Consider the following 23,908-nt stretch of genomic DNA (forward strand, 5'->3'; position numbering starts at 1 on the left):
CACTGCAATAACAGGAAGTACGGACAATGCCTCCCAAGAAGAAGAAGCTGTCAGCGATCATCAAGCTGCAGATCAAGGCTGGTGCCGCCAACCCGGCGCCTCCCGTTGGTCCCGCGCTGGGTCAGCACGGCGTCAACATCATGGAGTTCTGCAAGGCCTACAACGCCGCGACCGAGTCGCAGCGCGGTCAGGTCGTGCCGGTTGAGATCTCCGTGTACGAAGACCGCTCGTTCGACTTCAAGCTGAAGACCCCTCCGGCCGCGCGACTCATCCTCGCCGCCGCTGGTGTCGACAAGGGCAGCGGCGAGCCGCACCGCGTCAAGGTCGCCAAGGTGACCATGGAGCAGGTGCGCAGCATCGCGCAGGTCAAGATGGTCGACCTGAACGCGAACGACATCGACCAGGCGGCGAAGATCATCGCCGGCACCGCCCGTTCCATGGGCATCACGGTCGAAGGCTGACCACACCCTCTTTTCTAGCAAGCGTGGGAGAGCCGAGCGCGGCTCATTCACCACGAACTGATCCACGGTAAGGACAGAGCATGAAGCGCAGCAAGGCCTACAAGGCCTCCGCAGAGCTGGTGGACCGGGAGCGGCTGTACTCGCCGCTGGAGGCCACCAAGCTCGCCAAGGAAACTTCCAAGGTGAAGCTCGACGCCACCGTCGAGGTCGCGATTCGCCTCGGCGTCGACCCTCGCAAGGCCGACCAGATGGTCCGCGGCACCGTGAATCTGCCGCACGGTACGGGCAAGACCGCCCGCGTGATCGTCTTCGCAACCGGTGACAAGGCCGCTGAGGCCGAGGCCGCCGGTGCGGACGCTGTCGGCTCCGAGGACCTGATCGAGCGCATCCAGGGTGGCTGGCTCGACTTCGACGCCGCGATCGCGACCCCCGACCAGATGGCGAAGGTCGGTCGTATCGCCCGCATCCTCGGCCCGCGTGGCCTGATGCCGAACCCGAAGACCGGCACCGTGACCCCCGACGTCACGAAGGCCGTCAACGAGATCAAGGGCGGAAAGATCAACTTCCGCGTTGACAAGCAGGCCAACCTGCACTTCGTCATCGGCAAGGTGTCGTTCGACTCCGAGAAGCTGGTCGAGAACTACGCCGCCGCGCTGGACGAGATCCTCCGCGTCAAGCCGTCCGCGGCCAAGGGCCGGTACCTCAAGAAGATCACCGTCTCCACGACGATGGGCCCGGGCATCCCGGTCGACCCGAACCGCACCCGCAACATGCTGGTGGACGAGGCCTGAGCCTCCCGGTTCGCAGCTAGCTTTTGAAAAGGCTCCCGGTTCGCCGGGGGCCTTTTCGCATGTCAGGCCTGGTGTCGCGGGAACGCCTGCCGGTAGTCGTCGAGCAGCCACTGCAGCGGTGTCGTGCCGGTGGTGGCGAGCCATGACGTCTGAAGCGATCACCGTGCTGGGCCTCGGCAACCTCGGACGTGCGCTGGCGGAGGCGTTCCTGCGGGAGGGCCACCCCGTGACGGTCTGGAACCGTTCTGCCGCAAAGGCTTCCGAACTCAAGGTGCCCGGTGCCGTCGGCCACGGCGCAGGGCGTTCCGTTCGCCGCGCTCGACTCGCTCAAGGCGCTCGTCGACCAGCATGTCGACGCCGGGCGCGGACAGGAGAGTCCCGCCCGCGCCGTCGAGTCGCTGGGCGTTGCGTCACAACGGTTTGCGGGCTGACAGCAGGAAGATCGTCACCGAGGCCTGGAAGCCGCCGTCGCGCAGTTCGGCCAGCCAGCGCTCACCGTCCGCACGTTCGATGGCGCCCGCGCGGATCGCCCGTTCCGTGTTGCGGGTGAGGGCGAGGGTGTAGTCCGCCCTGGCGAAGTCGCGCAGCACCGTCGTCGCCGCGCGGACGTCCTCGACCTCGAAGCCCGCCTCCCGCGCCAGGCGCCCGAGCTGCCGGCCGATCGTGGCGTTGCGGACCATGGTCGAGCAGACGAACCGGTTGAACGCCCGGTTCATCTCCAGGTCGCCGTCGACGATCAGGGCGTCCCAGTCGGGTTCGGCGATGCGCAGCAGACCGCCTGGCTTCAGGGCCCGGTGGAGCTCGGCGAGGACGGCGGACGGGCTCTCGACGTGCTGCAACGCGCGGTCCATGCGAGCGCGGTCGGCGGTGCCGTCGTCCACGGGAAGCGCGTGGGCGTCCCCCTGGCGGACCTCCACCTGCGGGTAGTAGTTGAGGAGGCTCCTCGCCGCCGCCACCATCGTCGGGTCCACGTCGACGCCGATGACGCGGCCGGACGTCGTGACCGCGTCGGCCATCACCGGCAGGTCCATGCCGGGGCCGCAGCCGACGTCGAGGACCGTGTCGCCGTGCCTCAGGCCGAGCGAGACGAGGAGCTGGTGCTTGTAGTCACGGCCTAATTCGGCGGCGTCCGCCATGTACTCGACCTTGTCGGGGCTGGGCACCCCCAGTGCGTTTGCCATGCACCCCAATCAACCACAGGTGCTGGGCGACCAGTCGGTGATGACCCAGCCCGCGCCGACCTTCTCCACGACGAACGTGCCCAGGCGCGGGCCGCCCTCGACGGTCAGCGCGCAGGAGTCGATGGTGACCTTGGTGGTCGTCGGGGTCTTGAGCATGTCCGGCGGGAACATCACCTGCTGGTACCTGTCGACGCTGGTGACCTTGGTCTTCAGGTCATTGACCGCGCCGGCGCAATCGCTTGCGCCATAAGCGTTCGCGAACTTCTGACGGGTGTCGTCGCGCAGGAAGAGCGTGCAGGCGCGGGTCGTGTCGGCGAACGACACGTGCTTGTAGAACATGCCGACGGTGCCCTGCAGCCCGGCCGGTGCGGAGAGGCCCTGCGCCGCGCCAGTCACGCCGCCGCTGTCCTGCGCGATGTCGCCGGGGTCGTCCACACCGAAGAAGTGGTTGTAGGCCCACACGGCCGAGAAGACGACGAGCAGGAAGAAGAGCGCGCGCCAGAAGATGCCGCTGCCGAGCACGAGGAGCCACCAGCGCTTGCCGCCGGGTTGCTTCGGGGCCTGCGGCGCCTGGCCTGTCGCCTCCTGGTAGCGCTGGAACTCCTGGAAGCGCTGGAACTCCTGGAACTGCCGCAGCTGCTCCGGGTCCACCGGCGGGGCGGGTGGCTGCGGGGCAGGCGGCTGGCGGGGCGCGAGGTCCTTGCCGGGCTCGTCGGTCACACGTCACATCATGCCGATTTGGAGCCGCAGTACACAGTCGAGTACTGTTTTGGATGGTTCTACCGAAGACCGCAGGTTTTCTCCGCGAGGAGAACGAAGGCCCCGTTGCAACACGGGCGGCCCGCGCAGGGAGGACGAGGCTCAGTTCTTGTGTGACGCCCCGTGCTGCTTGTGCGCGAGGGCGTTTTTGTTGTTTCGGGACCTTCTCCAGGCCGGCGGTCTAACCCAGCCCAGAGAGGAGGCGATCATGGCGAAGCCCACGAAGGTTACGGCGGTCGCTGAGCTTGCGGATCAGTTCCGCACCAGCTCGGCAGCGGTTGTCACTGAGTACCGTGGCCTCTCCATGGCGCAGCTCACCACGCTGCGTCGCGCTCTCGGCGCGGGCACCAAGTACACCGTCGCGAAGAACACGCTGGTCAAGCTGGCCGCTGCGGACGCCGGTGTGGAGGGCCTCGAGGCCCTCCTGTCCGGTCCGACCGCCATCGCGTTCGTCGAAGGCGAGCCCGTCGACGCCGCCAAGGCGATCCGCGACTTCGCGAAGGACAACAAGGCCCTGATCATCAAGGGCGGCTACATGGATGGCCGCCCGCTCTCGGTCGACGAGGTCGCCGCTATCGCGGACCTCGAAAGCCGTGAGGTGCTGCTCGCGAAGCTCGCGGGCGCGATGAAGGGCAACCTGGCCAAGGCTGCGGGTCTGTTCAACGCCCCGGCTTCCCAGGTCGCTCGCCTGGCCGCTGCCCTGCAGGAGAAGAAGGCCGCTGCGGCTCCCGCCGCCGAGGCCGACGCTCCCGCCGAAAGCTGATCACCCAAAGACACGCCCGACGCTTTCGCGCGGGAGATTAGAAAGGAACGCCGATCATGGCGAAGCTCAGCACCGACGAGCTGCTCGACGCGTTCAAGGAGATGACCCTCCTCGAGCTGTCCGAGTTCGTGAAGCAGTTCGAGACGACCTTCGAGGTCACCGCCGCGGCGCCCGTCGCCGTTACGGCTGCCGGCCCCGCGGCCGCCGCCGAAGAGGCCGAGGAGCAGACGGACTTCAACGTCGTCCTCGAGTCCGCGGGCGAGAAGAAGATCCAGGTCATCAAGGTCGTCCGCGAGGTCGTCTCTGGTCTGGGCCTGAAGGAGGCCAAGGAGCTCGTCGAGTCCGCTCCGAAGGCGATCCTCGAGGGCGTGGCCAAGGACGTCGCCGACGCCGCCAAGGAGAAGCTCGAGGCTGCCGGCGCCAAGATCACCGTCAAGTGATCTCAGCCCCTTTGGGGGCTGGCGTTTTGCCTTGTAGTGCTTGAACGGGCGTGCATCCCTTTGTTGGGGTGTGCGCCCGTTTTTGTGTTTTTGGGGCGCGACCAGACCGGTGGTCACCTTGCGTGCCGCGACCGGGCGGGTGGTCACCTTGCGGGCGGCGACCTCGCGTTGCGTGCTTTCCCTGGGGGCTCTGCCCCCAGACCCCGGCAATCTGATCAGGGACCCCACTGCCCTTGCCTTTTGGTAAGGACGGCTCGACTTCGGCTTCGCGGTGATCTGTGTTTGGAGTCACACGGGTCTCGTAAATCCCGGTTGGCAGGCAGTGGTCTAGGTCTTGCTGACCGTTTTGCGAGGTCACCCTGTGTGGTGTTATCTGAACGCAACCGCCGTTAGGCCAACTGGTGAGTAACCTGCCGCGAACGAACTCGTTGCCCAGGTGTGACGCCGATCGCTGCGGCGTCCTCGGGCTTGTGCGGAGGTGCGGATGGGCGTCGAGGTGGTCGTCGAGGGTTTGACCAAGTCCTTCGGCAAGCAGACCATCTGGCAGGACGTCACGCTCACGTTGCCGCCGGGTGAGGTCAGCGTGATGCTCGGGCCATCCGGTACCGGCAAGAGCGTGTTCCTGAAGTCGTTGGTGGGGTTGCTCAAGCCGGAGCAGGGCAAGATCATCATCAACGGCACGGATCTGGTTCGGTGTTCTGAGCACCGGTTGTACGAGATTCGGAAGATGTTCGGCGTGCTGTTCCAGGATGGTGCGTTGTTCGGGTCGATGGACCTGTACGACAACATCGCCTTTCCGTTGCGGGAGCACACTCGCAAGACGGAGGCCGAGGTTCGGCGGATCGTTCTCGAGAAGATGGAGATGGTCGGTCTCGTCGGGGCGGAGAAGAAGCTGCCCGGTGAGATCTCCGGCGGTATGCGCAAGCGGGCTGGGCTCGCGCGGGCTTTGGTGCTCGACCCCGAGATCATTCTGTGCGACGAACCCGACTCCGGGCTGGATCCGGTGCGCACGGCGTACCTCAGCCAGTTGCTGATCGACCTGAACGCCCAGATCGACGCGACCATCCTGATCGTCACGCACAACATCAACATTGCTCGTACCGTGCCGGACAACCTCGGGATGTTGTTCCGGCGCGAGCTTGTCATGTTCGGACCTCGCGAGGTGCTGCTGACCAGCGACGAGCCGGTTGTCGAGCAGTTTTTGAACGGGCGGCGGCTCGGGCCCATCGGCATGTCCGAGGAGAAGGACACGGCGACCATGGCCGCCGAGCAGGCTCATGCGGACGCCGGGCACTCGGACGGCTCCACGTCGGAGGACGTGCGGGGGATCATCCCGCAGATCGAGCCGACGCCGGGGCTGCCGTTCCGGGACGCTGTCCGGCGGCGCAAGGACCGGGTCATGACGATCATCCACCAGCTGCCGCACCAGGCTCAGCAGGGGATCATCGAGAGCCTCACGGCCGAGGAGCAGATGCGGTACGGCGTGCACGCGGGGGCTCCTGCGGCGGCGCCTTTGCCCAGCCCGTGGCCTCGGCAGGGTGGTGTTCTGTGACCACGCAGGCCTCGTTCCCCGGCGCTGGTGCGCTGCGGGAGACAGGGAAGCTGTGCCAGCTCGGGGTCGACGTCGTGCGCACTACGTTCCGGCGGCCGTTCCAGCTTCGCGAGTTCATTCAGCAGAGTTGGTTCATCGTCAGTGTGACGGTGCTGCCTACGGCGCTGGTGTCCATTCCGTTCGGTGCGGTCATCGCGTTGCAGCTCGGGTCGCTTACGCGGCAGATCGGTGCGCAGTCGTTCACGGGTGCGGCCAGTGTGCTCGCGATCATTCAGCAGGCCAGTCCGATCGTGACGGCGCTGCTGATCGCCGGAGCCGGCGGCTCGGCCATCTGTGCGGATCTCGGGTCGCGGAAGATCCGCGAGGAGATCGACGCGATGGAAGTGCTCGGCGTGTCGCCGATCCATCGGCTCGTGGTGCCTCGGGTGCTGGCGGCGATGCTGGTGTCCGTGCTGCTCAACGGCATGGTCAGCGTCGTCGGTGTGATGGGCGGCTACTTCTTCAACGTGATCATGCAGGACGGCACACCCGGCGCCTACCTCGCGAGCTTCAGCGCGCTGGCGCAGCTGCCCGACCTGTGGATCAGCGAGTTGAAGGCACTGATCTTCGGGTTCATCGCGGGCATCGTCGCCGCTTACCGAGGCCTCAACCCGGCCGGTGGGCCCAAGGGCGTGGGTGACGCGGTGAACCAGGCCGTGGTCATCACGTTCCTGCTGCTGTTCTTCGTCAACTTCGTCCTCACCACGATCTACCTGCAGGTCGTACCCGCGAAGGGGAGCTGATGGCGAACAAGGTGCTGTCCACCCTCGACGGTTTCGGCGACCAGCTGTCGTTCTACATCAAGGCGCTGGCCTGGACGCCGCGCGCGCTCAGGCGGTACTCCAAGGAGACGATGCGGCTGCTGGCCGAGGTCAGCTTCGGCTCGGGAGCGCTCGCGGTCATCGGCGGCACGATCGGCGTGATGGTCGGGCTCAGCGTGTTCACCGGGACCGTGGTCGGCCTTCAGGGCTTCACTGCGCTGAACCAGATCGGCACGTCGGCGTTCGCCGGGTTCGTGTCGGCCTACTTCAACACCCGTGAGATCGCGCCGCTCGTGGCCGGGCTGGCGTTGTCGGCGACCGTCGGGTCCGGGTTCACGGCGCAGCTGGGTGCCATGCGGATCTCCGAGGAGATCGACGCGCTGGAGGTCATGGGCATCCCCAGCCTGCCGTTCCTGGTCACCACGCGGATCATCGCCGGGTTCGTCGCGATCATCCCGCTGTACGTGATCGGCCTGCTGACGAGCTATCTGGCCGCCAGAACGATCACCGTGGAGTTCTACGGGCAGTCGGCGGGCACGTACGACCACTACTTCAACCTGTTCCTACCCCCGATCGACGTGCTCTGGTCGTTCGGCAAGGTGCTGATCTTCGCGGTCGTGATCATCATGACCCACTGCTACTACGGCTACCGCGCGTCCGGCGGTCCGGCCGGCGTCGGGGTGGCGGTCGGGCGCGCGGTGCGGACCGCGATCGTCACGACGGCGCTGCTCGACTTCTTCCTGAGCCTCGCGATCTGGGGCGCGACGACGACGGTGAGGATCGCCGGATGAAGAAACGCGTGCTGGGCATCGCCTTTCTCCTCGCGATCGCCATGTTCCTGTCGCTCACGGTGGCGCTCTACAAGGACGTCTTCAGCGACTACGTGAAGGTCACGCTCAAGACCGACCACATCGGCAACCAGCTGATGACCGCGAGCGACGTCAAGGTGCGCGGGCTGATCGTCGGGTCGGTGAAGGCCATCCGTACCAGCGGGGACGGCGCCGAGCTGGAGCTGGCGCTGGAGCCGGACAAGGTCGGGCAGATCCCGGCGAACGTCAGCGCGCGCCTGCTGCCCAAGACGTTGTTCGGCGAGCGGTACGTGAACCTCGTGCTGCCGCAGCAGAAGAGCGCGGCCATCACGCAGGGCGCCGTCATCGAGCAGGACCGGACGAGCAGCGCGATCGAGCTCGAACGCGTGCTGGGCAACCTGATGCCGGTGCTGCAGGCGATCCAGCCGGAGAAGCTCGCCACCACGCTGACGGCGTTGTCGCAGGCGCTCGACGGACGGGGCAAGCCGCTCGGCGAGACCCTGGTGTCGCTGGACGCCTATCTCGGCGAGCTCAACCCGCAGCTGCCCGCGCTGAAGGAGAACATCTCCAAGCTCGCGGACGTCGCGAACGTCTACTCCGACGCCGCGCCGGACCTGTTGCAGGCGCTCAACGACATGACCACGACGACCAAGACCGTCGTCGACCAGCGTGAGAACCTGCTGGCGCTCTACGGCTCGCTGACCACGACGTCACAGGACGTCACCAGCTTCGTCACGGTCAACAAGAACAACATCATCGCGCTCGCCGACACCAGCCGGCCGACGCTGGAGCTGCTCGCGAAGTACGCGCCCGAGTACCCGTGCCTGCTCAAGGGGCTCACGGAGTTCCAGCCGATCATCAGCAAGGCGTTCGGCGAGGGCACCGACGAGCCGGGCCTGCACATCACGCTGGAGATCACGCAGAACCGCGGCAAGTACAAGCCGAACCTCGACGAGCCCGAGTACAAGGACAAGCGCGGACCCCGCTGCTACGACCTGATCCCGCGGCCGAACCCGTTCCCGCAGTACCCGCCGGAGGGTCCGGTGCAGGACGGGGCGAGCTCGCCGCCGCCCGCCCGCGTCGCGAACGACGGGATCCTGCCGCCGGCCAACGCCGGCAACGTGACCGTGCCGCAGTCCGCTGACGTGCTGCGGCTCGCCAACTCGCCGGAGGAGGCCAGGTTGATCGCGGCGCTCTTCGGTCCGCGCGTCGGCGTCGACCCGCGGGACATGCCCGGCTGGTCGAGCCTGCTGCTCGGGCCACTGGTTCGCGGAACGGAGGTGACCGTCAAGTGAAGGGACTGCTGGCCCCGCTGCTCAAGCTGATCGCCTTCGCGGTGGTCACGATCCTCGCCACGTCGTTGCTCGCGGTCACCATCGCCAACGTGAACCTGGCCAGTGCCACCGAGTACAAGGCCCAGTTCACCGACGTCACCGCGCTGAACGAAGGTGACGACATCCGTATCGCCGGTGTGCGCGTCGGGCAGGTCGACGCGATCAAGGTCGTCGACCGCAAGACCGCCGAGGTGGCGTTCTCGATCGACGGCGACCGCAAGCTGCCGGAGGCGGTGACCGCGACGATCAAGTACCGCAACCTGGTGGGGCAGCGGTACATCGCGCTGGAGTCCGGCACCGGTGACACCAAGGCGGTGCTGGCCGAGGGCGGCACGATCCCGTTGGAACGCACGAAGGCCGCGCTCGACCTCACCGTGCTGTTCAACGGCTTCAAGCCGCTCTTCCAGGCCCTGTCGCCGGAGGACGTGAACAAGCTGTCGTTCGAGATCATCCAGGTGCTGCAGGGCGAAGGCAGCACGATCGACAGCCTGCTGCAACACACGGCCTCGCTGACCAGCACGCTGGCGGGCAAGGACAAGGTGATCGGCGAGGTCGTCGACAACCTCAATACCGCGCTGGAGACCGTGAACTCGCGCGACGAGGACTTCAACAACCTCGTGATCACGTTGCAGACGCTGGTCTCCGGGCTCGCGCAGGACCGTCAGCCGATCGGTGAGGCGATCACCGCGCTCGGTGACCTGACCCAGGCCACCTCCGGCCTGCTGGAGCAGGGCCGCGAGCCGTTGAAGAACGACATCGCGCAGCTCGGCATCGTCTCGAAGACGCTGGGCGACAACGAGGTGCTCGTCGACCGGATGCTGCAGGGCCTGCCCAACAAGCTGGAGACGATCACGCGGACCGCGACCTACGGTTCGTGGTTCAACTTCTTCCTCTGCGAGGGCACCGGCCAGATCGCGGTGCCGCCGGTCATCCCCGATCCGATTCCGATCACGGCGCTGCCGGTGACCCAACAGAGGTGCCGCCGATGAGAACGAGCAACCCGATCAGGACCGGCGCGGTCAGCCTGACGCTGATCGTCCTGCTGTTGCTGGCCGCGTTCTACTCCGACGACCTGCCGATCGTCGGCGGCGGCACGAGCTACGCCGCTGACTTCAGCGAGGCCGCGGGGCTGGTGCCGGGCAACGAGGTCCGCGTCGCCGGCGTGAAGGTCGGCAAGGTCACCAAGGTCAAGCTCAACGGTGACAAGGTGCGGGTGACGTTCAAGGTCAAGGACGCCTGGGTGGGCGACCGGACGACCGCGATGATCCGCATCAAGACGTTGCTGGGGCAGAAGTTCCTGGCGCTGGACCCGCAGGGCATCCAGCCGCTGTCGCCCGGCGACCCGATTCCCAAGGAACGCACGCTCGCGCCGTACGACGTGAACGAGGCGTTCAACGGGCTCGCGACCACCGTCGGCCAGATCGACACCAAGCAACTCGCGGACAGCTTCACGGTCCTCTCGGACACCTTCAAGAACTCGCCGGAGCACGTCCGGGGCGCGCTGGACGGCCTGTCCGCGTTGTCCAAGACGATCTCCTCGCGCGACGAGCAGCTGGCGAAGTTGCTGGACAACACCAGGCAGCTGACCAAGACGCTGGCCGACCGCAACGCCGAGTTCGAGAAGCTGCTGTCGGACGGCAACCTGCTGCTCGGCGAGCTGCGCAAGCGCCGCGAGGCGATCAGCGCGTTGCTGACCGGCACGCGGAACCTCTCCCGTGAGCTGAGCGGACTCGTGACCGACAACCAGAACCAGCTCAAGCCGGCGTTGGAACAGCTCGGCCGGGTCACCACGATCCTGCAGCGCAACCAGGACAACCTCGACCGCAGCCTCGCGCTGATGGCGCCGTTCTACCGGGTGTTCGCGAACACCCTGGGCAACGGTCGTTGGTTCGACACCTACATCTGCGGTCTGCTGCCGCCCTCGGTGAACCTCGGCGTCGTCGGGTTCAACGAGGAAGGCTGCCTGCCTCCGGGGGTGCAGCGATGACTACAGCTGCTCACAGCAAAGTCGGCCGGTTCATCGCCATCGCGTGCGTGCTCGCGCTGGTCGTGACGGCCGGGCTCTGGTGGGTCTTCAACGGCATGAACGGACGCAAGGTCACCGCGCACTTCGCGGCGGCCGTCGGCGTTTATCCCGGCGGTGACGTGCGGATCCTCGGCGTGAAGGTCGGCACGATCGACGAGGTCACGCCCGAGGGCAAGACCGTGAAGGTCGTGTTCACCGTCGACCGCGACGTGCGGGTGCCGGAGAACGCGCAGGCCGTCGTGGTCTCGCCGAGCGTGGTCAGCGACCGGTACGTGCAGCTCGCGCCCGCCTACACCGGCGGGCCGATGCTGGGCGAGAACGCCGTGATCCCGCGCGAGCGCACCGCGACGCCGGTCGAGCTGGACGAGCTGTACTCGTCGCTCGACAAGCTCACGACCGCGCTGGGGCCCAACGGTGCGAACGCCGACGGGGCGTTGGCGGACCTGCTGAACTCGGCGGCTCGCAACCTCGAAGGCAACGGCCAGGCGCTCAACGACACGTTGAAGAACCTGGGCCAGGCCACGCGCACCCTGTCCGGGTCCAAAGAGGACCTGTTCGCCACGGTCGACAACCTGCAGAAGTTCACCGCGATGCTGGCCGCGAACGACAGCCAGGTGCGCGACTTCAACAGGCAGCTCGCGGACGTGTCGAAGATGCTGGCCGACGAACGCGGTGACCTCGGCGCGGCGCTGTCGGAGCTCGCGACCGCGCTGGGGCTGGTGCAGGGGTTCATCAAGGACAACCGCGAGGTGCTCAAGTCCAATGTGGACAAACTTGCCTCGATCACGCAGGTGCTCGTGAACCAGCGGGCCGCGCTGGCGGAGACGCTCGACGTCGCTCCGCTGGCCCTGGGCAACCTGCAGAACTCCTACAACGCGGCGTCCGGCACGCTCGACACCCGCGCGAACATCAACGAGCTGAACCAGCCGCCGATCGTGCTGATCTGCAAGCTGATCCAGCAGGCGTCGCCGAACAACGTGCCGCCGATCCTCGCGCAGACGTGCAAGCAGCTGGAGCCGATCCTGACCGGCGTGGTGCCGCTGAAGCCGCCGGCCGAGGTCATCAGCGACCTCAACGCGGGCAAGCTGCCGTTGCCCCTGCCGCTCGCGGGGGTGCCCCAGTGAGGAAGCTGGCCGTGGTTCTTTCCGCGCTCCTGCTCACCGGCTGCGGCTCGGGCGGGTTCGACGGCGTCTACAACATGCCGTTGCCGGGCGGTGCCGACATCGGTGATCACCCGTACCGGGTCAAGGCGCAGTTCAAGGACGTTCTCGACCTGGTGCCGCAGGCCGGCGTGAAGGTCAACGACGTGCCGGTCGGACGGGTCGAGAAGATCGACCTGGGTGCCGACGGCTGGACCGCCGAGGTGACCATGCTGGTCAACGGCGACGTCCAGTTGCCCGCGAACGCCTTTGCGAAGCTGCGCCAGTCCGCGTTGCTCGGCGAGAAGTTCGTCGAGCTGGGCAAGCCTCCCAAGAATGATCAAACGCAGCCTGCGGTGGGCAAGCTCGCCGACAACGCCGTGATCCCGCTGGACAGGACGAACCGCAACCCCGAGGTCGAAGAGGTTTTCGGGGCGTTGTCGATGCTGCTCAACGGCGGTGGTGTCGCTCAGTTGCAGAACATCACCAAGGAGCTCAACGCGGCGATGGAGGGCAACGAGCAGGAGATCCGCTCGTTGCTGGGCAACCTCAACACGTTCGTCGGGGAGCTCGACAAGCACAAGGCGGAGATCGTCCGCGCGCTCGACTCGATGAACCGGCTGGCGGGGACCCTGGCGCAGCAGCGCGACAAGATCGCGGTGGCGCTGACGGACCTGGAGCCCGGCCTGAAGGTGCTGGCCGAGCAGCGCACGCAGCTCGTGACGTTGCTGCAGTCGTTGGACAAGCTCTCCGACGTCGCCACGGACACGATCAACAGGAGCCGTGACGACATCGTGGCGGACCTGAAGGCGTTGCAGCCGACGCTGACGAAGCTCGTCGAGTCGGGGCAGAACCTGCCGAAGTCGCTGGAACTGCTGCTGACCTACCCGTTCCCGGACGAGGCGGTCGACGGCATCAAGGGCGACTACACCAACGCGTTCATCGACCTCGACCTGAACCTGGGCACGGTGCTCGACAACCTCAGTAGGTCGCGGCAGTCGCCGCTCGACTCGCTGATCCCGTCGCAGGGAACGCCGTTGCCGATGCCGAACATCCCGCTGCCGACCCCGGGGCAGGACACCGGGTCCGGGCTGGGCGACGTGCTCGGCGGTCTGCTGGGAGGTGGTCGCAAGTGATCACGCGGGGAACCAAGCTCAAGATCGGCGCGTTCGTGGTCGTCGCGTTGCTGGGCGTGTCCTACGTCAGCGCGACGTACGTCGGTCTGTTCAAGTCGTCGGCGACGGTCGTGACGATGCAGCTCGCCGACTCCGGTGGCATCTTCACCAACGCCGAGGTCACCTACCGCGGCGTCCCGATCGGCCGGGTCGGTCAGCTACGGCTGACCTCGGACGGCATCGAGGTCGACCTGGAGCTGGACGCGGACGCGCCTCGCGTGCCCTCCGCGACCGAGGCCGTGGTGGCCAACCGGTCGGCGGTGGGCGAGCAGTACGTGGACCTGCGGCCGAAGAGCGACGGTGCTCCGTACCTGGAGTCAGGTTCGGTCATCCCGCGCTCGGCCACGAAGACGCCGCCCCCGGTCGACGGACTGCTGTCGAACCTGGACGCCTTCGCGTCGTCGGTGCCCACGGACTCGTTGAAGATCGTGGTCGACGAGCTGCACACGGCGTTCAGCGGGACCGGCGGCGACCTGCAGGTGCTGATCGACAACACCGCGGCGTTCACGGCGGCCGCTCGCGAGCACCTGCCGCAGACCACGCGGCTGTTGCAGGACGGGCGGATCGTGCTGGCCACGCAGGCCGCGTCCGGTGGCGCCATCCGGTCGTTCAGCGGAGACCTGCGGTTGCTCGCCGAGCAGCTCAAGGCCTCCGACGGCGACCTGCGGCGGTTGATCGTGGCCGTGCCGCCGGCGTCCGAGCAGGTGTCGGCGTTGCTCAAGGAGAGCGGGCCGAACCTCGGGGTGGTCTTCGCGAACCTGCTGACCACGTCGAACATCCTCGTGACCAGGCGTGATGGTTTGGAACAGATCGCGGTGACGTATCCCATCGCCGTCGGTGGCGGGTTCTCCGTGGCGCCGGGTGACGGGACGGCGCACTTCGGGCTGGCCTTGAACGTGTTCGACCCGATGCCGTGCACCGTCGGATACGAGGGCACGACGATTCGTTCCGGTAACGACACCTCTGCTGCACCGCTGAACACGCAGGCGTACTGCGCTCTCGCGCGCGGGTCGGCGACCTCGGTGCGAGGCTCGCAGAATGCGCCATATGGTGGAACGCCGACCACGCCGGTCGGCAACGCGACGACCCAGCCGGGTCAGGAGCAGACGGGGCAGACCGCCGGGCCGGAGGTGCCGTTGCTGACGTCGCTGGGCCAGCTGCTGGGCTTGCCGGAGGGAAAGAAGTAGTGCGGATCTTCACGGTGGTCGCCGCGGTACTGGCGGTGCTGACGTTCGGCTTCGCCGCGTACTCGGGCGTGGCCTGGTACTCGGCGTCGCACTCGTCCGAGTCGTCGTTCGCCGCGGCGCGCGACGAGGCCCTGCGGTCGGGTCAGGTCGGCGTCACGAACTTCCTGACCCTCGACTACAAGAAGGTCGACGAGGACCTGCAGCGCTGGCTCAACTCGTCGACCGGCGACCTGCGCGCCGAGATCGACAAGGACAAGGACTCGCGCAAGAAGCAGCTGGTCGACGCCAAGTCCGTGACGACGTCGAAGGTGCTGGACGCCGCGATCACCGAGCTGGACGACCGCGCCGGCAGCGCGTCGATGATCGCCGTGGTCGAGAGCACCGTGACGCCCGACGGCGGCCAGAAGGTCACCAAGATCAACCGGTACCTGACCAAGCTCACCCGCACCGAGGACGGCTGGAAGCTGAGCCAGCTGGGTCCGCTGCGGTCAGGCGTCTGATCCGGCCAGAGCTGATTGGAACGAGTGCACGTGCCCCCATCCCGCCGCCGCCCCATCCCCACGCCGCCCGCCGGAGGCCGTCCCAAGGTCGCCGGCCTGAACCGGCGCGCGTCCGCCGAGCACGCGGCAGAGCCTGCCGTGGAGCCCGCTGCCGAGGCCGTGGTCGAGGACGTGACGCCGGAGGTCGTGCCCGACCCGGTGGCCGAAGAGGCAGACCTCAAGGCGCCGGAGGCGGTCAAGTGGACGCCGCCCCCCATCAAGTCGCTCGTTCTGAAGCCGGCCGCCCAGAAGGAGCCTGCCGACGAGGCCGAGCCGGTCACCGGGACGACCAGCCTGAAGGACGGCTGGGTGCTCCCGGTGGCGCTGCTCCTGGTCGCGGTGCTGCTGGGCGGCCTGGGCACGTTCTTCCTGGTGAAGTCGCGCTCGGTGTCCTACGACGCCGCCCTGGTCGACTCGGCCACCACCTCGGCGGTCAACGGCCAGGTCCGTGAGGCCGTGGAGAAGGCGTTCTCGTACAACTTCGCCGACGTCGAGTCCACCGAGAAGGCCGCCAAGGAACTGCTCACGGGCAAGGCCCTGTGCCAGTACAACGCCGTGTTCGGCCCCGTGAAGGAGGTCGCGCCGCAGCAGAAGCTGATCGTGACCGTCCGCGTGGTGTCATCAGCCGTGTCGTCGCTCAAGGACGACCGCGCCACCGTGCTCGTGTTCGCCGACCAGGTCACCACCCGCACCACCGACAACCAGTCGGGCGGCGGCACCGCCATGCTCCGCGTGAGCGCGGTCGACGACGGCGGCCGGTGGAAGATCGACAACATGGAGATGTTCGGCGCCACGGTGGATCAGAACCGCCAACTCGAGGGCTGCTGAACCGCACGCGCGTCCCGATCGTTTGGCTCGGGCCGGTGTCGGGTACCCGATCTTCGTCCCCTAAGATCAACTTCGCCGCGAGGACGTCACAGGAGCCCCGGATGCACCGTGGACACGTCCTCCGCCAGCCCTGACACGCGTGATCTCGATCACACAAATCTCGTGGCGCTCTGTAAGTCCACTTGAGGCCGTCAACTTCCCGCCAAAACGGCCGCACACGTGTTTGTGCAGGTCAAATGGGTGACCCCGAGTAAACAACGCTCCATCCAGAGGGTGGATCGAGCCGCAACATCTTGACTGCGCGCTCATGCAGGGTCACTCTGTCGGTGAGCAACAGGAGGGTCCTTCCAGGTGCCTCTCGACAGTCGCCGTGCGCGTGGCTAGACTGCCCCTTTGCGCTGCCCATTTTCCGCTTGCCCTTCGCCGAGAGCGTGGATTAGTCGAGCAGCGCCGCACCCTTGACAGCCGTGCTAGTTCGCTCTAGCCAGCTATTTGTCCCTGGAAGGACGCATCTTGGCGATCTCTCGCGCGACCAAGGCCACTGCTGCGACCAACTCCACGTCGGGGATCCCTGGAGCGCCGAAGCGGGTTTCGTTCGCGAAGATTAACGAGCCGCTTTCGACGCCCAACCTGCTTGACCTGCAGATCCAGTCCTTTGAGTGGCTGACCGGCGACGAGGCGTGGTTCCAGCGCCGCGTCGACGCCGGCGACGAGACCCCGACGGGCGGCCTCGAAGAGGTCCTCAACGAGATCTCGCCGATCGAGGACTTCTCCGGCTCCATGTCACTGTCCTTCACCGACCCACGCTTCGACGAGGTCAAGGCCTCGACCGAAGAGTGCAAGGACAAGGACATGACGTACGCGGCACCGTTGTTCGTCACGGCGGAGTTCACCAACCACACCACTGGCGAGATCAAGAGCCAGACGGTGTTCATGGGTGACTTCCCGATGATGACGAACAAGGGCACGTTCATCATCAACGGCACCGAGCGCGTGGTGGTCTCCCAGCTCGTGCGCTCGCCCGGTGTGTACTACGACACCGCGGTCGACAAGACGACCGACAAGGACGTCTTCAGCGTCAAGATCATCCCGTCCCGGGGTGCTTGGCTGGAGTTCGACGTCGACAAGCGCGACACCGTCGGTGTCCGCATCGACCGGAAGCGTCGCCAGCCGGTGACGGTGCTGTTGAAGGCTCTGGGCTGGAGCACGGAGCAGATTCGCGAGCGGTTCGCGTTCAGCGAGACGTTGCTGACCACGCTCGAGAAGGACCACACCGCGGGTACCGACGAGGCGTTGCTCGACATCTACCGCAAGCTGCGTCCGGGCGAGCCGCCGACGAAGGAGTCGGCGCAGGCCCTGCTGGAGAACCTGTTCTTCAAGGACAAGCGCTACGACCTGGCGAAGGTTGGCCGTTACAAGGTCAACAAGAAGCTGGGCCTGGACACCGAGATCAACACCGGTGTCCTCACCGAGGACGACATCGTCACGACGATCGAGTACCTCGTTCGCCTGCACGCCGGTGAGACGATGATGGACGCCGCCGCCGGTGGCGACGTGCCCGTCGAGGTCGACGACATCGACCACTTCGGCAACCGTCGTCTGCGCACGGTGGGCGAGCTGATCCAGAACCAGATCCGCGTCGGTCTGTCCCGCATGGAGCGCGTCGTCCGCGAGCGCATGACCACGCAGGACGTCGAGGCCATCACGCCGCAGACCCTGATCAACATCCGCCCCGTCGTGGCGGCGATCAAGGAGTTCTTCGGCACCTCGCAGCTGTCGCAGTTCATGGACCAGACCAACCCGCTCGCGGGTCTGACCCACAAGCGCCGCCTGTCGGCGCTGGGTCCCGGTGGTCTGTCCCGTGAGCGCGCCGGCATGGAGGTCCGCGACGTCCACCCGTCGCACTACGGCCGCATGTGCCCGATCGAGACGCCGGAAGGCCCGAACATCGGCCTGATCGGTTCGCTCTCGAGCTACGCGCGGGTCAACCCGTTCGGCTTCATCGAGACGCCGTACCGCAAGGTCGTCGAGGGCCGGGTCACCGACAAGATCGACTACCTCACCGCGGACGAGGAAGACCGCTACGTCAAGGCGCAGGCGAACTCGCCGACCGACGACGAGGGCAACTTCACCGACGACCGCGTCCTGGTCCGCAAGAAGGGCGGCGAGGTCGAGTTCATCGACCCGACCGACGTCGACTACATGGACGTCTCGCCGCGCCAGATGGTGTCGGCCGCGACCGCCATGATCCCGTTCCTCGAGCACGACGACGCGAACCGCGCCCTGATGGGTGCGAACATGCAGCGTCAGGCCGTGCCGCTGCTCCGCTCCGAGTCGCCGCTCGTCGGCACCGGCATGGAGCTGCGTGCCGCCGTCGACGCCGGTGACGTCGTAGTCGCGAAGAAGACGGGTGTGGTCGAGGAGGTCTCCGCCGACTACATCACCGTCATGGCCGACGACGGTGCGCGCAACACCTACGCGCTGCACAAGTTCCGTCGCTCGAACCAGGGCACCTGCATCAACCAGAAGCCCATCGTGAACGAGGGCGACCGGATCGAGGCGGGTCAGGTCCTGGCCGACGGTCCTTGCACCGAGAACGCCGAGATGGCGCTCGGCAAGAACCTGCTCGTGGCGATCATGCCGTGGGAAGGCCACAACTACGAGGACGCGATCATCCTGTCGCAGCGCCTCGTGCAGGACGACGTTCTCACCTCGATCCACATCGAGGAGCACGAGATCGACGCCCGCGACACGAAGCTCGGCGCCGAGGAGATCACCCGGGACATCCCGAACGTCTCCGAAGAGGTCCTGGCCGACCTGGACGAGCGCGGCATCATCCGCATCGGTGCCGAGGTCCAGCCCGGCGACATCCTCGTCGGCAAGGTCACGCCCAAGGGCGAGACCGAGCTGACGCCCGAGGAGCGCCTGCTCCGCGCGATCTTCGGTGAGAAGGCGCGCGAAGTGCGCGACACCTCGCTGAAGGTGCCGCACGGTGAGTACGGCAAGGTCATCGGCATCCGCGTCTTCTCGCGTGAGGACGACGACGAGCTGCCTCCGGGCGTGAACGAGCTCGTCCGCGTCTACGTGGCCCAGAAGCGCAAGATCCAGGACGGCGACAAGCTCGCCGGCCGCCACGGCAACAAGGGCGTCATCGGCAAGATCCTCCCCGCGGAGGACATGCCGTTCCTCGAGGACGGCACGCCGGTCGACATCATCCTGAACACGCACGGTGTGCCGCGGCGTATGAACATCGGCCAGGTGCTGGAGACCCACCTCGGGTGGATCGCCAAGCAGGGCTGGAGCATCAACGGGGACCCGGACTGGGCGAAGAACCTGTCCGAGGACCTGATGGATGTCGAGCCCGGCACCAAGACCGCGACCCCCGTGTTCGACGGCGCGAAGGAAGAGGAGATCACGGGCCTGCTCGGCTCGACGATCCCGAACCGCGACGGCGAGCGCATGGTCAAGGAGAACGGGAAGGCGCAGCTCTTCGACGGCCGCTCCGGCGAGCCGTACCCGTTCCCCGTGTCGGTCGGCTACATGTACATCCTGAAGCTGCTGCACCTGGTGGACGACAAGATCCACGCGCGTTCGACCGGTCCGTACTCGATGATCACGCAGCAGCCGCTGGGTGGTAAGGCGCAGTTCGGTGGTCAGCGCTTCGGTGAGATGGAGTGCTGGGCGATGCAGGCGTACGGCGCCGCATACACCCTGCAGGAACTTCTCACCATCAAGTCCGACGACGTGCTTGGCCGCGTGAAGGTCTACGAGGCCATCGTCAAGGGCGAGAACATCCCGGAACCCGGTATCCCGGAGTCCTTCAAGGTGCTGCTCAAGGAGCTGCAGTCGCTCTGCCTCAACGTCGAGGTGCTGTCTTCGGACGGTGCCGCGATCGAGATGCGCGACGGCGACGACGAAGACCTGGAGCGCGCGGCCGCGAACCTCGGCATCAACCTGTCGAGGTCCGAGTCGCCCTCCGTGGACGACGTCGTCAACTAGTCACCTCGCAGGCCGGTGAAGGGGATGCCTCCCGCGTCCCCTTCACCGGCCCTCCGACCAGCTCCTTTTGCCACCGATCCAAAAAAGGGGAAGAGAGTAGACGTGCTCGACGTCAACTTCTTCGATGAGCTCCGTATCGGTCTCGCGACCGCGGACGACATCCGCCAGTGGTCCTTTGGCGAGGTCAAGAAGCCCGAGACCATCAACTACCGCACGCTCAAGCCGGAGAAGGACGGCTTGTTCTGCGAAAAGATCTTCGGTCCCACCCGGGACTGGGAGTGCTACTGCGGCAAGTACAAGCGCGTGCGCTTCAAGGGCATCATCTGTGAGCGCTGCGGCGTCGAGGTGACCCGTGCGAAGGTGCGTCGTGAGCGCATGGGCCACATCGAGCTCGCCGCTCCGGTCACGCACATCTGGTACTTCAAGGGCGTCCCCAGCCGGTTGGGCTACTTGCTCGACCTGGCCCCCAAGGACCTCGAGAAGATCATCTACTTCGCCGCCTACGTCATCGTGGGCGTGAACGCAGAGCTGCGCCACAACGACCTGCCGACGCTCGAGAGCGAGATGCAGGTCGAGCGCAAGCGCGTCGAGAACCGCCGCGACGCCGACGTGGAGGCCCGCGCCCAGAAGCTCGAGGCCGACCTGGCCGAGCTCGAGGCCGAGGGTGCCAAGTCCGACGTGCGCCGCAAGGTCAAGGAGGGTGGCGAACGTGAGATGCGCCAGCTCCGCGACCGCGCCCAGCGCGAGCTGGACCGCCTCGACGAGATCTGGTCCACGTTCACCAAGCTGGACAAGGCCCAGCTGATCGCGGACGAGCTGCTCTACCGCGAGCTCTACGACCGCTACGGCGACTACTTCACCGGTGCCATGGGCGCGGAGGCCATCCAGAGGCTCCTGGGTGACTACGACGTCGACGCCGAGTCCGAGGTCCTGCGCGAGACGATCCGCAGCGGCAAGGGCCAGAAGAAGCTGCGTGCGCTCAAGCGCCTCAAGGTCGTTGCCGCCTTCCAGGCGACCCGCAACAACCCGCAGGGCATGGTCCTGGACTGCGTCCCGGTCATCCCGCCGGACCTGCGCCCGATGGTGCAGCTCGACGGTGGCCGTTTCGCGACGTCCGACCTGAACGACCTGTACCGCCGCGTCATCAACCGCAACAACCGGTTGAAGCGACTGATCGACCTCGGCGCGCCCGAGATCATCGTCAACAACGAGAAGCGGATGCTGCAGGAGGCCGTCGACGCACTGTTCGACAACGGCCGCCGCGGCCGCCCGGTCACCGGTCCCGGTAACCGCCCGCTGAAGTCGCTGTCCGACCTGCTCAAGGGCAAGCAGGGCCGGTTCCGCCAGAACCTGCTCGGCAAGCGCGTCGACTACTCCGGCCGTTCGGTCATCGTGGTCGGCCCGCAGCTCAAGCTGCACCAGTGCGGTCTGCCCAAGCAGATGGCCCTGGAGCTCTTCAAGCCGTTCGTGATGAAGCGGCTCGTCGACCTCAACCACGCGCAGAACATCAAGTCCGCCAAGCGGATGGTCGAGCGTGCGCGCCCGGCCGTGTGGGACGTGCTGGAAGAGGTCATCACCGAGCACCCGGTGCTGCTCAACCGCGCACCCACGCTGCACCGCCTCGGCATCCAGGCCTTCGAGCCCCAGCTGGTCGAGGGCAAGGCCATCCAGCTGCACCCGCTGGTCTGTGAGGCGTTCAACGCCGACTTCGACGGTGACCAGATGGCAGTCCACCTGCCGCTGTCCGCCGAGGCGCAGGCCGAGGCCCGCGTCCTGATGCTGTCGTCGAACAACATCCTGTCCCCGGCGTCCGGCAAGCCGCTGGCCATGCCGCGTCTGGACATGGTGACGGGTCTGTACCACCTGACCCGGCACAAGATCGGCGACATCGGCGAGGGTCACTCCTACTCGTCGTCCGCCGAGGCCCTGATGGCGTTCGACCGCAAGGTCCTGGGCCTGCAGTCGATGGTGAAGATCCGCGTCTCCGACAAGAACCCGCCCAAGGGGCAGGAGCCGGAGGGCTGGGAGCCCGGTCAGCCGTGGCTCGCGGAGACCACGCTGGGTCGCGTGCTGTTCAACGAGATCCTGCCGCAGGACTACGCCTTCATCAACGAGGTCATGCCCAAGAAGCGGCAGGCCGTGATCATCAACGACCTCGCCGAGCGGTACCCGATGGTCACCGTCGCCCGGACGCTGGACAAGCTGAAGGACGCCGGTTTCTACTGGGCCACCCGCTCCGGCGTGACGGTCGCGATCTCGGACGTCCTCGTGCCGGCCGCGAAGCAGGACATCCTCGAGGAGCACGAGCGCCTCGCGGACGCGGTGGAGAAGCGCTACCAGCGCGGTCAGCTCTCGCACGACGAGCGCAACTCCGAGCTGGTCAAGGTGTGGACCAAGGCCACCGAGCAGGTCCACGAGATCATGGAAGACAACTTCCCCGAGGACAACTCGATCCGTGTCATCGTGCAGTCCGGCGCCGCCGGCAACATGACGCAGGTCCGTTCGCTCGCGGGTATGCGTGGTCTCGTCACCAACCCGAAGGGTGAGTACATCCCGCGCCCGATCAAGAACTCGTTCCGCGAGGGCTTGTCGGTGCTGGAGTACTTCATCGCGACGCACGGTGCCCGTAAGGGTCTGGCCGACACCGCCCTGCGTACCGCCGACTCGGGTTACCTGACCCGTCGTCTGGTGGACGTCTCGCAGGACGTCATCATCCGCGAGGTCGACTGCGGCACCACCCGTGGTGTGCAGATGATCGTCGGCGAGCAGCTGGGCGACAAGGTCGGTCTGCACGAGTTCGCGCAGACGTCGGTCTACGCCCGCACGGTGGCGGACGACATCACCGACGCCCAGGGCAACCTGGTCCTGAACCGCGGCGACGACCTCGGCGACCCGGCGCTCGCGTCGCTGGTCGAGGCCGGCATCGTCCGCGTGAAGGTCCGCTCGGTGCTGACCTGCGAGTCCGCGGTCGGCGTGTGCGCGTCCTGCTACGGCCGCTCGATGGCCACCGGCCAGCTGGTCGACGTCGGCGAGGCCGTCGGCATCGTCGCCGCCCAGTCGATCGGTGAGCCCGGCACGCAGCTGACGATGCGTACGTTCCACCAGGGCGGTGTGGCCGGTGACGACATCACGACCGGTCTGCCCCGTGTCCAGGAGCTCTTCGAGGCCCGCGTCCCGAAGGGCAAGGCGCCGATCGCCGACGTCGACGGCCGCGTCCGCATCGAGGACGGCGACCGCTTCTGGAAGATCACGCTGATCCCGGACGACGGCTCCGAGGAGATCGTGTTCGAGAAGCTGTCCAAGCGTCAGCGTCTCGCCAACACGGCCACCGGCCCGCTGCAGGACGGCGACCACGTGTCCGTCGGCCAGCAGCTGCTGGAAGGTACTCCTGACCCGCACGAGGTCCTGCGTGTCATGGGCCCGCGCGAGGCGCAGCTGCACCTGGTGGGCGAGGTCCAGAAGGTGTACCGCGCCCAGGGCGTGGCGATCCACGACAAGCACATCGAGGTCATCGTCCGGCAGATGCTCCGCCGGGTCACGATCATCGACTCCGGCGCGACCGAGTTCCTGCCGGGTTCGCTGGTCGAGCGTGCGGACTTCGAGTCCGGTAACCGCGCCGTCGTCGCCGAGGGTGGCGAGCCGGCTGCCGGTCGTCCGGTGCTGATGGGTATCACGAAGGCCTCGCTGGCGACCGATTCCTGGTTGTCCGCGGCGTCGTTCCAGGAGACCACCCGGGTTCTGACCGACGCTGCCATCAACGGGCGTTCGGACAAGCTCATCGGTCTCAAGGAGAACGTGATCATCGGTAAGTTGATCCCGGCTGGTACGGGTATCAACCGCTACCGCAACATCCAGGTTCAGCCGACTGAGGAGGCGCGGGCTGCTGCTTACGCCATTCCTTCTTACGACGACGGGTACTACACGCCTGACGTCTTCGGGACTGGGACTGGTGCTGCGGTGCCGCTGGATGACTACGACTTTGGGCGGGATTACCGCTAGGTGAGTTGCTTTACGGCCCTCTGGAGCTTTGGCTTCGGGGGGCCGTTTTGCGTTTCCTCGGGTTTGTGTGGCGCGACTCTTGTGGGTGGTTGGCTTGCGGGCGGCCTGGTTGCGGTTGCGTGCTTC

20 protein-coding genes and 1 pseudogene are annotated in these 23,908 nt (G+C 66.8%); 19 read left to right on the top strand and 2 right to left on the bottom strand.

Annotation, left to right across the window (positions count from 1 at the left end; all coding sequences use genetic code 11):
* Positions 1–26: 26 nt before the first annotated feature.
* The 4 genes and pseudogenes from rplK to IG04_RS47235 all read left to right on the top strand — a co-directional run bounded on the left by rplK (position 27) and on the right by IG04_RS47235 (position 1,683).
* Positions 27–461, top strand: coding sequence for a 50S ribosomal protein L11 (rplK, locus tag IG04_RS0120430; RefSeq protein WP_030478269.1), 435 nt, complete (start codon positions 27–29; stop codon positions 459–461).
* Between the two features lie 80 nt (positions 462–541).
* Positions 542–1,252, top strand: coding sequence for a 50S ribosomal protein L1 (rplA, locus tag IG04_RS0120435; protein ID WP_030478270.1), 711 nt, complete (start codon positions 542–544; stop codon positions 1,250–1,252).
* 142 nt (positions 1,253–1,394) lie between these two features.
* Positions 1,395–1,535: pseudogene (locus IG04_RS48185) on the top strand (NAD(P)-binding domain-containing protein); the annotation flags it as partial.
* A complete protein-coding gene (locus tag IG04_RS47235) occupies positions 1,531–1,683 on the top strand; it encodes a hypothetical protein (protein ID WP_169746004.1) in 153 nt (50 codons plus the stop codon). The pseudogene IG04_RS48185 and the gene IG04_RS47235, both read left to right, overlap by 5 nt.
* Here the strand turns inward: IG04_RS47235 and IG04_RS0120445 are convergent.
* A complete protein-coding gene (locus tag IG04_RS0120445) occupies positions 1,663–2,433 on the bottom strand; it encodes a methyltransferase domain-containing protein (RefSeq protein WP_030478271.1) in 771 nt (256 codons plus the stop codon). The genes IG04_RS47235 and IG04_RS0120445 overlap by 21 nt on opposite strands.
* Positions 2,434–2,442: 9 nt before the next feature.
* On the bottom strand, positions 2,443–3,153 hold the full coding sequence (locus IG04_RS0120450; RefSeq protein ID WP_030478272.1) for a hypothetical protein: 711 nt from the start codon (positions 3,151–3,153) through the stop codon (positions 2,443–2,445).
* Between the two features lie 247 nt (positions 3,154–3,400).
* On the opposite strand from IG04_RS0120450, the gene rplJ reads away from it, so the two are divergent.
* The 15 genes from rplJ (at position 3,401) to IG04_RS0120525 (ending at position 23,782) form a co-directional block, all read left to right on the top strand.
* Complete coding sequence (rplJ, locus tag IG04_RS0120455) at positions 3,401–3,955, top strand: 50S ribosomal protein L10 (protein ID WP_030478273.1); 555 nt, start codon at positions 3,401–3,403, stop codon at positions 3,953–3,955.
* Positions 3,956–4,011: 56 nt separating this feature from the next.
* On the top strand, positions 4,012–4,395 hold the full coding sequence (gene rplL / locus IG04_RS0120460; RefSeq protein ID WP_030478274.1) for a 50S ribosomal protein L7/L12: 384 nt from the start codon (positions 4,012–4,014) through the stop codon (positions 4,393–4,395).
* 484 nt (positions 4,396–4,879) lie between these two features.
* On the top strand, positions 4,880–5,947 hold the full coding sequence (locus IG04_RS0120465; RefSeq protein WP_030478275.1) for an ABC transporter ATP-binding protein: 1,068 nt from the start codon (positions 4,880–4,882) through the stop codon (positions 5,945–5,947).
* Entirely contained in the window at positions 5,944–6,729 is a 786-nt protein-coding gene (locus IG04_RS0120470; protein WP_030478276.1) for an MlaE family ABC transporter permease, read from the top strand. Before IG04_RS0120465 ends, IG04_RS0120470 begins: the two co-directional genes overlap by 4 nt.
* A complete protein-coding gene (locus IG04_RS0120475) occupies positions 6,729–7,538 on the top strand; it encodes an MlaE family ABC transporter permease (protein ID WP_030478277.1) in 810 nt (269 codons plus the stop codon). The genes IG04_RS0120470 and IG04_RS0120475 overlap by 1 nt, the downstream gene beginning before the upstream one ends.
* Complete coding sequence (locus IG04_RS0120480; protein WP_030478278.1) at positions 7,535–8,851, top strand: MCE family protein; 1,317 nt, start codon at positions 7,535–7,537, stop codon at positions 8,849–8,851. The genes IG04_RS0120475 and IG04_RS0120480 overlap by 4 nt, the downstream gene beginning before the upstream one ends.
* A complete protein-coding gene (locus IG04_RS0120485; RefSeq protein WP_030478279.1) occupies positions 8,848–9,879 on the top strand; it encodes an MCE family protein in 1,032 nt (343 codons plus the stop codon). The genes IG04_RS0120480 and IG04_RS0120485 overlap by 4 nt, the downstream gene beginning before the upstream one ends.
* Positions 9,876–10,877: an MCE family protein gene (locus tag IG04_RS0120490; protein WP_036015366.1), complete on the top strand. Its 1,002-nt coding sequence runs from the start codon at positions 9,876–9,878 to the stop codon at positions 10,875–10,877. Before IG04_RS0120485 ends, IG04_RS0120490 begins: the two co-directional genes overlap by 4 nt.
* Positions 10,874–12,040, top strand: coding sequence for an MCE family protein (locus IG04_RS0120495; RefSeq protein WP_030478281.1), 1,167 nt, complete (start codon positions 10,874–10,876; stop codon positions 12,038–12,040). Before IG04_RS0120490 ends, IG04_RS0120495 begins: the two co-directional genes overlap by 4 nt.
* Complete coding sequence (locus IG04_RS0120500) at positions 12,037–13,191, top strand: MCE family protein (protein ID WP_030478282.1); 1,155 nt, start codon at positions 12,037–12,039, stop codon at positions 13,189–13,191. The genes IG04_RS0120495 and IG04_RS0120500 overlap by 4 nt, the downstream gene beginning before the upstream one ends.
* Positions 13,188–14,417 carry an MCE family protein gene (locus IG04_RS0120505; RefSeq protein ID WP_030478283.1) on the top strand — a complete coding sequence of 410 codons (1,230 nt, stop codon included), beginning with the start codon at positions 13,188–13,190 and terminating at the stop codon, positions 14,415–14,417. The genes IG04_RS0120500 and IG04_RS0120505 overlap by 4 nt, the downstream gene beginning before the upstream one ends.
* Complete coding sequence (locus tag IG04_RS0120510; protein WP_030478284.1) at positions 14,417–14,917, top strand: hypothetical protein; 501 nt, start codon at positions 14,417–14,419, stop codon at positions 14,915–14,917. Before IG04_RS0120505 ends, IG04_RS0120510 begins: the two co-directional genes overlap by 1 nt.
* Positions 14,918–14,947: 30 nt before the next feature.
* Positions 14,948–15,784, top strand: a complete 837-nt coding sequence (locus tag IG04_RS0120515; RefSeq protein WP_144065185.1) for a hypothetical protein — start codon at positions 14,948–14,950, stop codon at positions 15,782–15,784.
* Between the two features lie 513 nt (positions 15,785–16,297).
* Entirely contained in the window at positions 16,298–19,783 is a 3,486-nt protein-coding gene (gene rpoB / locus IG04_RS0120520; RefSeq protein ID WP_030478286.1) for a DNA-directed RNA polymerase subunit beta, read from the top strand.
* A gap of 102 nt (positions 19,784–19,885) precedes the next feature.
* Complete coding sequence (locus tag IG04_RS0120525) at positions 19,886–23,782, top strand: DNA-directed RNA polymerase subunit beta' (protein ID WP_030478287.1); 3,897 nt, start codon at positions 19,886–19,888, stop codon at positions 23,780–23,782.
* The last annotated feature ends 126 nt before the right edge of the window (positions 23,783–23,908 follow it).

The organism is Lentzea albidocapillata, from assembly GCF_000719115.1.
GTDB lineage: Bacteria > Actinomycetota > Actinomycetes > Mycobacteriales > Pseudonocardiaceae > Lentzea > Lentzea albidocapillata.